10 protein-coding genes, 2 pseudogenes and 1 riboswitch are annotated in these 13,309 nt (G+C 41.0%); of the genes and pseudogenes, 9 read left to right on the top strand and 3 right to left on the bottom strand.

All coding sequences use genetic code 11. The annotated features are described in order from the left end of the window. Position 1 precedes the first annotated feature (1 nt). A riboswitch (glycine riboswitch) is annotated at positions 2 to 74 on the top strand. A 65-nt stretch (positions 75 to 139) separates the two neighbouring features. The 3 genes from gcvT to gcvPB are packed head-to-tail and all read left to right on the top strand — an operon-like array spanning position 140 to position 4,057. Further along, a complete protein-coding gene (gene gcvT / locus NST12_RS10780) occupies positions 140 to 1,237 on the top strand; it encodes a glycine cleavage system aminomethyltransferase GcvT (RefSeq protein WP_341101177.1) in 1,098 nt (365 codons plus the stop codon). Between the two features lie 19 nt (positions 1,238 to 1,256). Continuing rightward, entirely contained in the window at positions 1,257 to 2,597 is a 1,341-nt protein-coding gene (gcvPA, locus tag NST12_RS10775; RefSeq protein WP_327796990.1) for an aminomethyl-transferring glycine dehydrogenase subunit GcvPA, read from the top strand. Next, the gene (gcvPB, locus tag NST12_RS10770) at positions 2,597 to 4,057 is read left to right on the top strand and encodes an aminomethyl-transferring glycine dehydrogenase subunit GcvPB (RefSeq protein WP_327824000.1); all 1,461 of its coding nucleotides are present in this window, start codon (positions 2,597 to 2,599) and stop codon (positions 4,055 to 4,057) included. Before gcvPA ends, gcvPB begins: the two co-directional genes overlap by 1 nt. A 263-nt stretch (positions 4,058 to 4,320) precedes the next feature. Here the strand turns inward: gcvPB and NST12_RS10765 are convergent, their stop codons facing one another. Further along, positions 4,321 to 4,704 (bottom strand): rhodanese-like domain-containing protein, encoded by a 384-nt coding sequence (locus NST12_RS10765; protein WP_390895380.1) that lies wholly within the window; start codon positions 4,702 to 4,704, stop codon positions 4,321 to 4,323. 162 nt (positions 4,705 to 4,866) lie between these two features. On the opposite strand from NST12_RS10765, the gene NST12_RS10760 reads away from it, so the two are divergent. From NST12_RS10760 to NST12_RS10735, 6 genes are all read left to right on the top strand, one after another. After that, positions 4,867 to 5,706, top strand: coding sequence for a lipoate--protein ligase family protein (locus NST12_RS10760; RefSeq protein ID WP_327803940.1), 840 nt, complete (start codon positions 4,867 to 4,869; stop codon positions 5,704 to 5,706). A 343-nt stretch (positions 5,707 to 6,049) separates the two neighbouring features. Further along, the gene (locus NST12_RS10755; protein WP_328202009.1) at positions 6,050 to 8,614 is read left to right on the top strand and encodes a vitamin B12-dependent ribonucleotide reductase; all 2,565 of its coding nucleotides are present in this window, start codon (positions 6,050 to 6,052) and stop codon (positions 8,612 to 8,614) included. A 129-nt stretch (positions 8,615 to 8,743) separates the two neighbouring features. Then, positions 8,744 to 9,205, top strand: coding sequence for a TnsA endonuclease N-terminal domain-containing protein (locus NST12_RS10750; RefSeq protein ID WP_341101175.1), 462 nt, complete (start codon positions 8,744 to 8,746; stop codon positions 9,203 to 9,205). A gap of 12 nt (positions 9,206 to 9,217) precedes the next feature. Beyond that, positions 9,218 to 9,583, top strand: coding sequence for a TnsA endonuclease C-terminal domain-containing protein (locus NST12_RS10745; protein WP_341102207.1), 366 nt, complete (start codon positions 9,218 to 9,220; stop codon positions 9,581 to 9,583). After that, positions 9,580 to 9,897 carry a hypothetical protein gene (locus tag NST12_RS10740; RefSeq protein WP_341101173.1) on the top strand — a complete coding sequence of 106 codons (318 nt, stop codon included), beginning with the start codon at positions 9,580 to 9,582 and terminating at the stop codon, positions 9,895 to 9,897. Before NST12_RS10745 ends, NST12_RS10740 begins: the two co-directional genes overlap by 4 nt. Further along, positions 9,857 to 10,057: a sigma-70 domain-containing protein gene (locus NST12_RS10735; protein WP_341101172.1), complete on the top strand. Its 201-nt coding sequence runs from the start codon at positions 9,857 to 9,859 to the stop codon at positions 10,055 to 10,057. Before NST12_RS10740 ends, NST12_RS10735 begins: the two co-directional genes overlap by 41 nt. 320 nt (positions 10,058 to 10,377) lie before the next feature. Here the strand turns inward: NST12_RS10735 and NST12_RS10730 are convergent. Both NST12_RS10730 and NST12_RS10725 read right to left on the bottom strand, forming a co-directional pair. Continuing rightward, positions 10,378 to 11,542: pseudogene (locus NST12_RS10730) on the bottom strand (IS256 family transposase). A gap of 624 nt (positions 11,543 to 12,166) precedes the next feature. Next, positions 12,167 to 13,299 (bottom strand): annotated as a pseudogene (locus NST12_RS10725) (IS3 family transposase). Positions 13,300 to 13,309 lie beyond the last annotated feature (10 nt).

The raw sequence follows: 13,309 nt of genomic DNA, 5'->3' as shown, positions 1-13,309 counted from the left end.
CCTCTGGAGAGTGTTCCATTTGGAGCCACCAAAGAAGACAACATTTTTGGAAACTTTCAGGTTTAAGGACAGAGAACTCAACTAAACGGGAGTTCTCTGTCTTTTTCTGTTTCACGATCTATGAAATAGGGGGAGAGATATGGAACGTTTAAAAAGGACGGCCCTTTTCCACTTGTACAAAGAATATGGGGCTAAAACGATTGATTTTGGCGGATGGGAGATGCCTGTGCAGTTTACAAGTATAAAGGAAGAACATAGTGCGGTAAGGGAAAGAGCCGGATTATTCGATGTATCCCATATGGGGGAAATTGTCGTAAAAGGGGATGACAGCGAAAAGTTTCTTCAAAAAATGGTAACGAACGATGTTTCCCGTTTAAAGTCAGGCAGGGCCATGTATACAGCCATGTGTTACGAGAACGGCGGGACAGTAGATGATCTTCTGATTTACAAGCTGGATGAAAAAGAATATTTGCTGGTTGTCAATGCTGCCAATACGGAAAGTGATTTTCAATGGCTGAAGGGCCATCTGGAAGGAGACGTAATGGTCGAAAATGAATCGGAGCATTGGGGACAGCTGGCGATTCAAGGACCGTTGGCGGAAAAAGTTTTACAAAAATTAGTGGATATCGATCTTTCTAAGCTAAAAGCTTTTACGTTTCAAACGAATGTGGATATCCAAGGTTCAAAGGCGCTGGTTTCCCGGACAGGATATACGGGAGAAGACGGGTTTGAAATTTATTGCCGCGCCAGCGATTCCCCTGATATTTGGAATCATCTTTTAGAGGCAGGAAAAGAAGAAAAGGTGCTTCCTTGTGGATTAGGCGCAAGAGATACGCTCCGATTTGAAGCTTGCTTGCCGTTGTATGGTCAGGAGCTGTCGGCTGATATCACTCCGATTGAGGCCGGCATCGGGTTTGTTGTAAAACTCCATAAAGACGAGTTTATCGGAAAAGAAGCGTTAAACATTCAAAAAGAAAGAGGGACACAACGAAAAATAGTCGGTTTGGAAATGATCGATAGAGGGATCCCTCGAAATGGATATCCTGTTTTTTCGGATGATCAGCCAATAGGATATATCACATCCGGCACGCAATCGCCGACATTAAAGAAAAATATCGGGCTTGCTCTTCTAAAGAGTGAATTTGCCCATCTTGACTGCGAGGTTCAAGTGGAAATTCGCCAACAAAAGCTGGCAGCCAAGATAGTCGAGACACCTTTTTATAAGCGTTCGAAATAGAGAAGGGGAGGAGAATGGAATGAAGCATCGTTATTTGCCTATGACAGAAACGGATCAACAAGAAATGCTGAAAGCCATTGGTGTGGAGTCGGTGGACGAACTTTTTCGTGATATACCGGAAAAAGTGCGATTCCAAGGTGAGTACAATATTAAAAAAGCGTCACCGGAATCGACATTGAAAAAGGAATTGACCCAGCTTTCCCGTAGAAATGCGAACACAAAAGAGTATATATCCTTCTTAGGGGCGGGTGTGTACGATCATTACATTCCCGCGATTGTCGATCATGTTCTTTCACGCTCTGAATTTTATACCGCCTATACACCTTATCAGCCGGAAATTTCTCAAGGGGAATTGCAGGCCATTTTCGAATTTCAAACAATGATCTGTGAATTAACAGGAATGGATGTAGCCAATTCTTCGATGTATGATGGGGCGACGGCTCTTGCTGAAGCGGCGCTGCTTTCTGCTGCCCAAACGAGACGCAATAAAGTGCTGATTTCTTCCGCCGTTCATCCGGAATCAAAAGAAGTTCTGAAAACGTATGCGAAAGGACGACGGCTTGAAGTGGTGGAAATCGCGGCGACTCAAGGTACGACGGACGTACAAGAGTTAGCCAATAGAATCGATTCGAATACTGCGGCGGTCATTGTTCAGTATCCGAATTTCTTGGGCAGAGTCGAACCGCTCGCTGAACTGGCGGATATCGCTCATTCCGAAAAGGCGATGTTTGTTGTTTCCGCCAATCCGCTTGCTCTTGGGGTTTTAGAGCCGCCTGGAAAATTCGGGGCAGACATTGTGGTCGGCGACTGCCAGCCCTTCGGAATTCCTGCAGCATTTGGGGGACCGCATTGCGGCTATTTTGCCGTCACGGAAAAATTGATGCGGAAAATCCCCGGAAGGTTAGTGGGGCAAACGGTAGATGAAGATGGCAAAAGAGGATTTGTATTGACTCTCCAAGCACGGGAACAGCATATCCGCCGAGATAAAGCGACATCCAATATTTGTTCCAACCAAGCTTTAAACGCTTTAGCAGCTAGCGTAGCGATGACGGCTCTTGGCAAAAAAGGATTAAGAGAAATGGCGGAACAAAACGTGCAAAAAGCTTATTATGCGAAAAAACAGCTTCAGAAAAATGGCGCCATCGTCGCTTTTGACGGACCCTCTTTCAATGAATTTGTCATTCGTTTAAATAGACCGGTGAAGGACGTAAATAAGCGGCTTTTTCAAAAAAAGATAATCGGCGGTTACGATTTAGGCAAAATGGATTCAATGCTTCAAAATCATATGCTGATTGCGGTAACGGAACTTCGCACAAAGGAAGAAATTGATTTATTGGTCAAAGAATTGGGGGGATTATGATGAACAAAACGGATCAGCCTCTTATTTTTGAAATTTCCAAGTCTGGCCGCATCGGATACAGTTTGCCGGAGCTGGATGTCCCTAAGGTTGATGTGGCGGACATTCTTCCAACGTCATATATAAGGCAAGAAGAGCCGGATTTGCCGGAAGTATCTGAGTTGGATATTATGCGTCACTACACGGCTCTTTCCAAACGAAACCACGGTGTAGATTCCGGGTTTTATCCGCTCGGTTCCTGTACGATGAAATATAATCCCAAAATAAATGAAGATGTCGCCCGTTTGGAAGGCTTTCGTCATATTCATCCGCTGCAGGACGAAGAAACCGTTCAAGGTTCACTGGAGTTGATGTACGATCTTCAGGAACATTTAAAAGAAATAACAGGAATGGATGAAGTGACTTTGCAGCCGGCTGCCGGAGCACACGGCGAATGGACAGGTCTTATGATGATTCGCGCCTATCACGAAGCGCGAGGCGATGACAAACGAACGAAAGTGATCATCCCCGATTCCGCTCACGGTACCAATCCCGCATCGGCGACCATTGCCGGATTTGATACCATTACGGTAAAATCGAACGAACAAGGTCTTGTCGACTTGGAAGATCTACGGAGAGTAGCGGGGGAAGATACAGCGGCCTTAATGCTGACGAATCCGAATACGTTAGGGCTCTTTGAGGAGAATATTCTTGAAATCGCTGAAATCATCCATCAAGTCGGAGGAAAGCTTTATTATGACGGCGCTAATTTAAATGCCGTTCTTTCAAAGGCGCGTCCGGGTGATATGGGCTTTGATGTAGTCCATTTGAATCTTCACAAAACTTTCACAGGACCGCATGGGGGAGGCGGCCCCGGTTCTGGACCTGTCGGTGTGAAAAAGGAATTAATCCCTTATTTGCCGAAGCCCGTATTAACAAAAAAAGATGGGATCTTTGTTTGGGATGAGGACCGTCCGTATTCTATCGGCAGAGTGAAACCGTATTATGGCAATTTCGGTATTCTTGTTCGCGCTTATACGTATATTCGTTCCATGGGGCCGGACGGTTTAAAAGCGGTAAGCGAAAATGCCGTCATTAATGCCAACTATATGATGAGAAAGCTGGCTCCATATTACGAACTGCCATATGACCGGCATTGTAAACATGAGTTTGTGCTAAGCGGAAAACGCCAGAAAAAATTGGGCGTTCGGACATTGGACATTGCGAAACGGCTGCTGGATTTTGGCTTTCATCCCCCGACCATTTATTTTCCGCTCAATGTGGAAGAATGTCTGATGATCGAACCGACGGAAACGGAATCGAAGGAAACGCTGGACTCTTTTATTGAAGCGATGATTCAAATTGCGAAAGAAGCGGAAGAACAGCCGGAAATCGTCCAAGAAGCTCCTCATACCACTGTGATCCGCCGCTTGGATGAAACGGCCGCTGCCCGAAAGCCGATTTTGCGATTTAAACGATCATAACGGTTGATGGAGTTTTCGCATTTCCATCCTTCCTTATCAAGGAAGGATGGAAATCAGGAAGACGGCCTACAAGCGAGGACGAATGGACAGAAAAAAGAACGAAACCATGGAAAACGACCAAATGGTTGAACATAAATAAGTCCGATCGTTTGCAGAAAAAAAGAGACTGGTTCAAGAAAAAGGAATATTTGGCCTATTTGCTGCGAACTCCCTTTTCTCGTCCAGTCTTTGTCATGATGTTCGTTTAAAATGACGAAATTTCGTTATTTTCCGGTTTTGATTTTCCCCGTCCATTTTTTGAAGCCGCCTTCTAACTGATAAAGTTGACGGTAACCGTGCCGGTATAAATATTGTGCAGCTCGTCCGCTTCTTAAACCGCTTTGACAATAAAGATACACCGGTTTGTCCGGACGGATTTCCTTCATTCTCATTTTGATTTGTGTGAGAGGAATGTTGCGGGCTCCCAGGATGTGACCGGCTTCAAATTCATTCGGTTCCCTGACGTCGATCAGTTGCGCTTTTCTGTAGCCGGCTTTAAATTCATCTTCTTTTAATGTTTTGACAACTCTTTTTTGTGTAAAATACACGAAGAGAAAATAAATAAGAACAACTACGATAATCGTGGCTAGCGTATACAGCAAGTTTATAGCTCCTTTCCCTTAAGATGCACTAATATTTATTATAGTCATCGCTGTTCTTTTAATCAAAATCTTTTCTATGATTTTTTGTGCAGAATTCTTTCTTTGTGTTTTCCCGGATCCTTTGATAGACTAGAGAAGGAAATTTTCAGGTTAAAGAGGGTGAATGGAATGGAAAAAAAAGAAGTGTGGAAATTTATTGATTCCGGTAAATGTTCGCCTTCTTTCAATATGGCCCTTGATGAAGCTCTTTTGGATTGGCACAGCAAAGGAGACATTCCTCCTGTGATCCGATTTTACGGCTGGAATCCACCGACGTTATCGATCGGTTATTTCCAAAAAGTGGAAAAAGAAATCGATCTGGAAGCTGTTAAAAAACACGGCTTAGGATTTGTACGTCGCCCCACAGGCGGAAGAGGTGTTTTGCATGAACATGAACTTACATACAGTGTCATTGTAACGGAAGAGCATCCGCGCATGCCGAAAACCGTAACGGAAGCTTACAGGGTGATTTCCGAAGGAATCCTTAAAGGGTTCCAATACCTTGGTTTAGACGCTTATTTTGCCATCCCCCATACGGAAGAAGAAAAAAACAAATTAAAGGATCCGCGTTCTTCTGTTTGTTTTGATGCCCCAAGTTGGTATGAACTAGTAGTGGAAGGACGGAAAGTGGCAGGAAGTGCTCAAACAAGGCAAAAAGGAGTCATTCTGCAGCACGGTTCCATTTTGCTTGATTTGGATGAAGAGAAACTTTTCAGTTTGTTTCGCTATCCGAGTGAAAGAGTAAAAGAACGGATGATGAAATCGTTCAAAAACAAAGCGGTGGCCATTAATGAAATCAGTGCAAATCCTGTTACCATTGAAATGGCAAAGGAAGCTTTTAAAAAAGGATTTGAAGATGGCTTAAATATCCAATTGGAACCATACGAGCTGTCCGAACAGGAAAAGACGTTTGTGGAAAAATTAGCCAAAGAAAAATACGAATCGGATGAATGGAATTTCAGACGTTAGCTACTGGGGAGAAAGCGGAGACCGCATCCGCTTTTTCTCTTTTTTCGTTGCCGTGCCTTCTTTTTGCTGAGGGCAGTGGTGATACATGTTGCCTTTCATTCTGCAAGTTTCAGAAATGATCATTTTTCGGCAATTATGGTCGTTTTCCCCTAAATATCTCTATTCTCCCAACGAAACCATCTTTTTTTTTCGCTTGACAAAAAAGCGAATATAAATCAATATATAGTAATAGTGAAAGGGATAATGGCACAATATATTGTGCGGTTCGTTTTTGTGAGTATAATATATGGCTTGGGTTTGTCCAAATGAAGAAACGTTTAAAGCTAGAAAAGGAGTTGTCGATATGTCTGTTGCGTTGAATAAAAACATGACGATTAACAAGGAACGGTTAAACAAGGATATACAGCTTTTCCCTCAAGTTCATCCCATTACGGATGACATGAAAATCACCTTTAAAGGTGTATCCCGGCTGGTGATGATCGATCGATATTCGTTTAAAGATACAGAGAAAATTACTTTGGCAGAAGGGGATTTTGTCGTTTTAACGGTGAAAGAGGATCCAAAATTTCCGGCCCGCGGATTAGGGTATATCGTCGGGATTGATTGGGAAGCCAAAAAGGCAGATGTATGGATTGAAGAGGAATACCGAAGTGCCATTGACGATCCGAAAGAATTGGAAACAGGTATCGTTCGTCGGCCGCTCAACGTCATTGAAAAACCTCTGGAAGTCTATTATGAACAAATCGCAAAGAGAAACGCAACAGGCCTAGCCTCCGTTGAAAAAGCGGAAGAAAAAAGAAAAGAATGGTTTGAAAAATTTTATCGCGAGCTCGTCAGTTTGAATTTTGTTCCGGCTGGACGTGTGCTGTACGGAGCGGGATCCGGAAAGGATGTTACTTATTTCAACTGCTATGTGATGCCGTTTGTAAAGGACTCCCGCGAAGGCATCTCCGAACATCGCAAACAAGTAATGGAAATTATGTCGCGAGGCGGTGGGGTCGGAACGAACGGATCAACGCTTCGTCCTCGTCATGCATTGGCAAGAGGGGTAAATGGAAAATCATCAGGATCCGTTTCTTGGCTGGATGATATTGCTAAATTAACCCACCTGGTGGAACAAGGCGGTTCAAGACGTGGAGCTCAAATGATTATGCTGGCAGACTGGCATCCTGATATTGTGGAATTTATTATATCCAAAATGCAAAATCCGCGTATTTTGCGTTTCTTAATTGAAAATTCAAACGACGAACAAATTAAAAAGGCTGCGAGCGACAAACTGAAATTCACACCGCTTACTGAACTGGAAAAAGCGATGTATCAAGGGATTCTCAATTATAAAAACATTCCGGGACAAGGCGGTTTTGGCGAAAAAATTATTCAAGAAGCCGAAGAAAAGCTTCGTACAGGTGGAGTATATTCTGTCCATAATCCGGACTTTTTGACGGGAGCGAATATTTCGGTCTGCTTAACGAAGGAATTTATGGAAGCAGTCGAAAAAGATGAAGAATATGAACTCCGTTTTCCGGCTGTGGAATCTTACGATGAAAAAGAAATGGAAATTTACAATAACGAATGGCACAAAGTCGGAGATGTGCGCGAATGGGAGAAAATGGGCCACAAAGTGAAAACATACCGTAAAATTCGTGCACGTGAATTATGGAACTTAATCAACATTTGCGCTACATACTCTGCAGAGCCGGGCATTTTCTTTATTGACAATGCTAATGAAATGACGAACGCGGTAAGCTACGGACAAAAAATAGTGGCAACCAATCCGTGTGGTGAACAGCCGCTGGCTCCGTATTCTGTGTGCAACTTGGCAGCAGTCAACCTTGCCGAAATGGTGGATAAAGAAAACAAGACGGTTGATTTTGAAAAATTAAAACAGACGGTGGAAGTGGGCGTTCGCATGCAAGACAATGTCATCGATGCCACTCCTTACTTCCTGGAAGAAAACCGAAAACAAGCCCTCGGCGAACGTCGTATCGGTTTAGGCGTGATGGGTCTGGCGGATTTGCTGATCTACTGCGAGAAAGAGTACGGTTCGGAAGAAGGCAACAAGCTGGTTGACCGAGTATTTGAAACGATTGCAACGACGGCTTACAGAACATCGATTGAATTGGCGAAAGAAAAAGGAAGCTTTCCATATTTGGTCGGAGAAACGGAAGAAGAAACGAATAAGCTTCGCGAGTCCTTTATTCAATCCGGTTATATGAAAAAAATGCCGGAAGATATCCGTCAAGATATTTTGAAATACGGAATTCGCAATTCCCATTTATTAACGGTGGCGCCGACTGGATCCACAGGAACGATGGTGGGCGTATCCACGGGATTGGAACCGTATTTCTCCTTTACTTACTACCGCAGCGGCCGGTTAGGAAAATTTATCGAGGTAAAAGCGGATATCGTACAAGAATATTTGGATCAACATCCAGAAGCTGATCCGGATCATCTGCCGCACTGGTTTGTAACGGCGATGGATCTATCTCCGGAAGCTCATGCCGATGTACAATGTGTGATTCAACGCTGGGTAGACAGCTCGATTTCCAAAACGGTCAACGCTCCTCGCGGTTATACGGTTGAACAAGTGCAGAAAGTGTACGAGCGTCTCTATAAAGGCGGGGCAAAAGGCGGAACCGTTTATGTTGACGGAAGCCGTGATTCACAAGTATTAACGTTAAAAGCAGAAGAAAACCATCCAGAGGAAGAGCCGATTGTGAATGATGCGGAAAAATCGGAACAACATGTCGTCATACTAGATACGATTCAAGATGTTCGTTCAACATCTGTGAAAATAGGCAACGAAGTCGGCGATACATGCCCTATCTGCCGCAAAGGGACGATTGAAGAAATCGGTGGCTGCAATACTTGTACAAACTGTGGTGCACAATTAAAATGTGGACTATAAAATAAAACTTCTGCTGTTTTTTGTAGATTTGAAAAAAAGTCGTACCGTTTGAAAAAAAGTCATACCGTTTAAAAAAAGTTGTACTGTTACACCTCTTTAGATTATTATTTTCTAAAGGGGTGTTTTTTTATGTCTAAACGAAAAAGAATAGCTAAAGAAGAGCAATGGATTCGTGAAGGGCGAGGTTCTGGTCGAGGTGCTAATTATAAGCCTTGGTTAACAATTCAAGACGTTCCATCATCAGGAAGGGTATCAAGAATAAAAGGAAATAAAATAAATAGGCAACACGAAATGTTTTCGGACTTAGAAAGAAACTATTTTTATATTTCTGAATTTTCTGACCTCGTAGTTGATATTCGAGAACAATTTCCATTGTTGCCTAAATCAGAAACAATTGTTATTGCCAACGAATTAGGTATTAAACATCCTACAAATCCAAAAACGAATGAACCAGTCGTAATGACTACTGATTTTTTATTAACAATAGAAAAAGATAATCGATTTATTGATGTTGCAAGAACGATAAAAATGAAAGATGAGCTATTGAAGGAGCGAGTTATTGAAAAATTTGAAATTGAAAGAGTTTATTAGGAGAGAAGGGGTATTGAATGGGGGATTGTAACGGAAGAAGAGATTCCAAAAGCTATAGCAAGGAATATTAGCTACATCCATAATTATTATGATTTAACACAGTTTGATGCCTTTCGAAATATGAATGATTCTCAAATTGAAGATTTTGCGATTGCATTTTTACAACGAATTATACAAGGAGACTATAGTGTAAGAGAAACAGCATTTTTATTTGATAAAGATATGCATTTACCATTGGGTAGTGGTTTAACCCTATTTTATCATTTAATTGTACAGAAAATTCTGATAATAGACATAATAGAACCTATAAATATTGATGAACCACTTGTTATTCAGTCAATTGATGAAGACAAGATGAAGAAGGTGAGGTACGGATGATTTATATTAATCAAGTTTTTCAATTAACGGAAGATTTAACTCGAATTCGTATTGTAGAAATTTATGAACCTTATGTATATGTAGTCATTATTGATGCTAATACATCTATGCCTCAAAAAGAATTGTATTCAACGTTAATAACAGATATAGAGCAAAAAAAGTTGATTCCAATTGCAGATCCTTTTTCCCGTGTTGTTGTAGAAAAAGAATTAACAAAAACCCAAATTGAAAAGAGGGACAAGGATTGGGATATTATTCAGAATTACTTATTACTTGTTAAAGGATATAAAAACCTTACTTCAAAGGAATGGTAGAGAAACAAAAATTAAAGAAATTGCAGAAGAACTTAATGTTACTCCAACAAAAATTAAAAAGTTACTTAGCCGTTATTGGCAACGAGGAATGAATAAAAATGCAATGTTTCCAGATTATTCAAAATATGGTGGTAAAGGGAAAAATGAAAACGCTCTCTAATGAAAAAGTTGGACGTCCACGTAGAGTAACTATTGATGGAGAATATCGGAGTGGTATTAATATAACGGATGAAGTGAAAGTTCAATTTGAACATGCTATCAATAAATATTATCGTAAATCCAATAACTATACATTAAGAGATGTATATCATTTCGTATTACGGGTACCGTCAAGAATTTTGTGTTATGTAAGATAGATAGGGTATCTCTGAAATGGATTTGGAATGGATAGGGGTTCGGTTTCCTCACACAGGAGACTGAATATTCAGTCTCCACTGCGGAAAGGAGAATCCCTTTATTTTGTTCGTTTACAATATTTGGTTAGTTATAACGTTTTTCAAACATTTGTTGAAGGGTTTCATAGGCTTCAGCAAATCCTCGTAATTTTCGTCCTGCCCATTTCTCATTAAAATCTTGGATGGTCAAATACACGACTTTTTCAGCGGCTTCTAAACTACTCAAACTGTTCATCGGCTTTAGACGTTTCCGAATCTCTTTGATCGTTCGTTCAATGGCATTGGTCGTGTAAATCACACTTCGAATACTGCTTGGATAATCCATAAATGTAAGGAGGACATCCAACTCATTGGCCCAAGATTGAACTTCTCTCGGATACTTGTTCGACCATTTCGACTCAAACTGTTGAAACATCTGTAACGCAATCTCCTTATTCGGTGCGCGATAAATCAGTTTGAGATCCTCTGCCACTTCAAATTGATCTTTTTTCCGAACACGATTTAAGGTATTACGTACTTTGTGAACGACACAGCGCTGCACATCGGCTTTCGGATAAACAGCCTTAAAGGCTTCCTCTAGCCCCGGAAGGCCATCAAATACGCCCAGAAGCACTTCCTGCACGCCTCTTTTGTAGAGCTGTTGGAGAATCTCCTTCCATCCATAGGCACTCTCCTGTCCTCCTACGAAAAAATCAAGAATTTCGCGATATCCTTCTTCGTTGACCCCCAACACCACATAAATCACTTCCTTCTCCACGGTATCGCGACGAAGTTTTACATACAAGCCGTCTAAATATAAGACAGAATAACGTTTGTTCAGGGGACGTTTGTGCCATTTCTCATTGTCTTCTTTCACGACATCGGTCATACGACTGATCGTTGAAGGAGAATAGGCCTTGCCTAAGATTCGTTCAATGAACTTGCCAATTTCACGCGTACTCATACCACTTTGATACATCTTGATGATGGCTTCCTCGAGCCAGCCCGTATGGCGTTGGTAAGGAGCAAACAGCTGCGTTTGAAATTCCCCCTTCGGTCTCTTGGGACAGAAAGATCTTTCATACGACCATACTGCGTGTCTAGTTTTCGAGAGTAATAGCCGTTTCTCCTATTCGACGTTCCCTCTTGTTCCATTTCGAGGAAAGTCTGGATTTCTTCCTTCAGATCAGCTCTAATTTTTCCTTTACAAACTCACGAATAACGTTTTCCAGTTGATTCATCCAATCTATATTCGATATACTTTTAGACATAGGTAGGGTACTCCTTTCTCTAGATGATTGGTCAAATCAGAGAATACCCTACCTTTTTCTTTGGGTCTAACTAAATGCTTGACACAAAATTTTATACATCATCCGAACGGTTAATAAAGTAAAAAATGAATATATTATTGTTGTTAAATATAGTTCGTTTTTATTGATTAAAAGTTTAGTAACGTTTTTTTATTAAGGTCTAACGATTTCGAACGTACCCTTATAATTGTTATTATATACTGTACCCACACGAGGGATAATCTCATGCGATATGTTTTGCCAGATACTAATTTATACGTAAGCATAAAATAACGCCCACGAAAAACACGTGGGCGTTATTTTATGCTTATTTTTCTATGAATCATCGTTAAAGTCTACTCCTTTTTTCTAAAAATTTATCGATATTCTGGAATGTCAACACTAAATTGAACAATCTTTTTAAGGGTCGTTTTTGTTTTGGGGATTGTTCCTATTTTAAAAGTTTCCTTATACCTGCAGTGGCTTGACACGGAGCCTCTGCGGGCATGACTCTTGAGCCAAGGAACCAGCTTCATGGGGCTGGCTCTGCCAATCGAGGCTATCATGCCCGACACTCCATGTAAAGCCGTTCTTCGATTGGAGCCTTCATCTATGGCTAAGCTCATATTGTTGCTTAAATTCAACTGGCGTTAAATTGCCAAGTGTTTCATGAATTCGAATGTTATTAAACCAGTTCACATGATCCCACATTTCAAGGTTGAGTTGTTCAAGAGTGTGGAAGGTTTTCTGATAGACAAATTCAATTTTGAAACTTTTAAACGTTGCCTCCGGTACGGCATTATCATATGGACATCCTTTTGTACTTAAAGATCGTTGAATTCCAAAGGCTTGTGTCGCTTCAGCGATTAATTGATTATCAAATTCTGAACCACGATCTGTATGGAATAATTGTACGTTCGTTAAATTGCCTTTAATACTGCTTAGTGCTTTATAAACTAGGTTGGCATCTTTGTTTGGACCTGCACTTGCACCCACAATTTCTCGATTGAAAAGGTCGACAAATAAGCATACATAGTGCCACTTTTTTCCGACACGCACGTATGTTAAATCACTAACTAACACAGATAATTTCTTTTCTTGTTGAAATTCTCGATTTAAGACATTGGCGATTTGCTTCATTGCTTTGTTTCTTTTGCGGTTTGTAATAAGCAACCGTGTAATTGGAGACAAGATTTAACTGCTTCATTATTCGACCAATCCGACGTCTTGAAACTGTCTTATCTTGTTTTTCTAATTCCTTCTTAATTTTACGTGTACCATAATTGTTACGGCTTTGCTTAAAAATCTTGAAGATTCGTTCTTGTAAATCTGCTTCTTCTGCTTGTCTTTCATCATCTTCACGCTTTTTAATGTGATGATAGTAAGTACTTCTTGGAATTTGTAGGACGTCACACATTGCTGATACCGAATATTTGTGAGCATTGTTTCGAATCACATCTATTTTCGTCCCATGATCAGCGCTGCTTGCTTTAAAATGTCGTTCTCCATACGCAAGCGTTGGTTTTCTTTACGTAACTGGATCAGTTCATTTTCTTCTTCAGAGCGGTTATCTTCTGCCTTGAAAGACCCTGTTTCCTGATGATTTTTTATCCAACGATCGAGTGAGGATGGTGTAATATCATATTCTCTGGCAATGTCTGCTCGCGATTTACCGTTTTCATAAAGCTTTACCATTGTAATTTAAATTCGGGTGTAAAAGTTCGACGTTTTCTTCTCATTGTTTCGCTC

The organism is Bacillus sp. FSL W8-1127 (assembly GCF_038006725.1).
GTDB lineage: Bacteria > Bacillota > Bacilli > Bacillales > DSM-4216 > Bacillus_O > Bacillus_O smithii.
The sequence above is the reverse complement of the archived record's forward strand: the minus strand, read 5'-3'. Positions and strand labels throughout refer to the sequence as shown.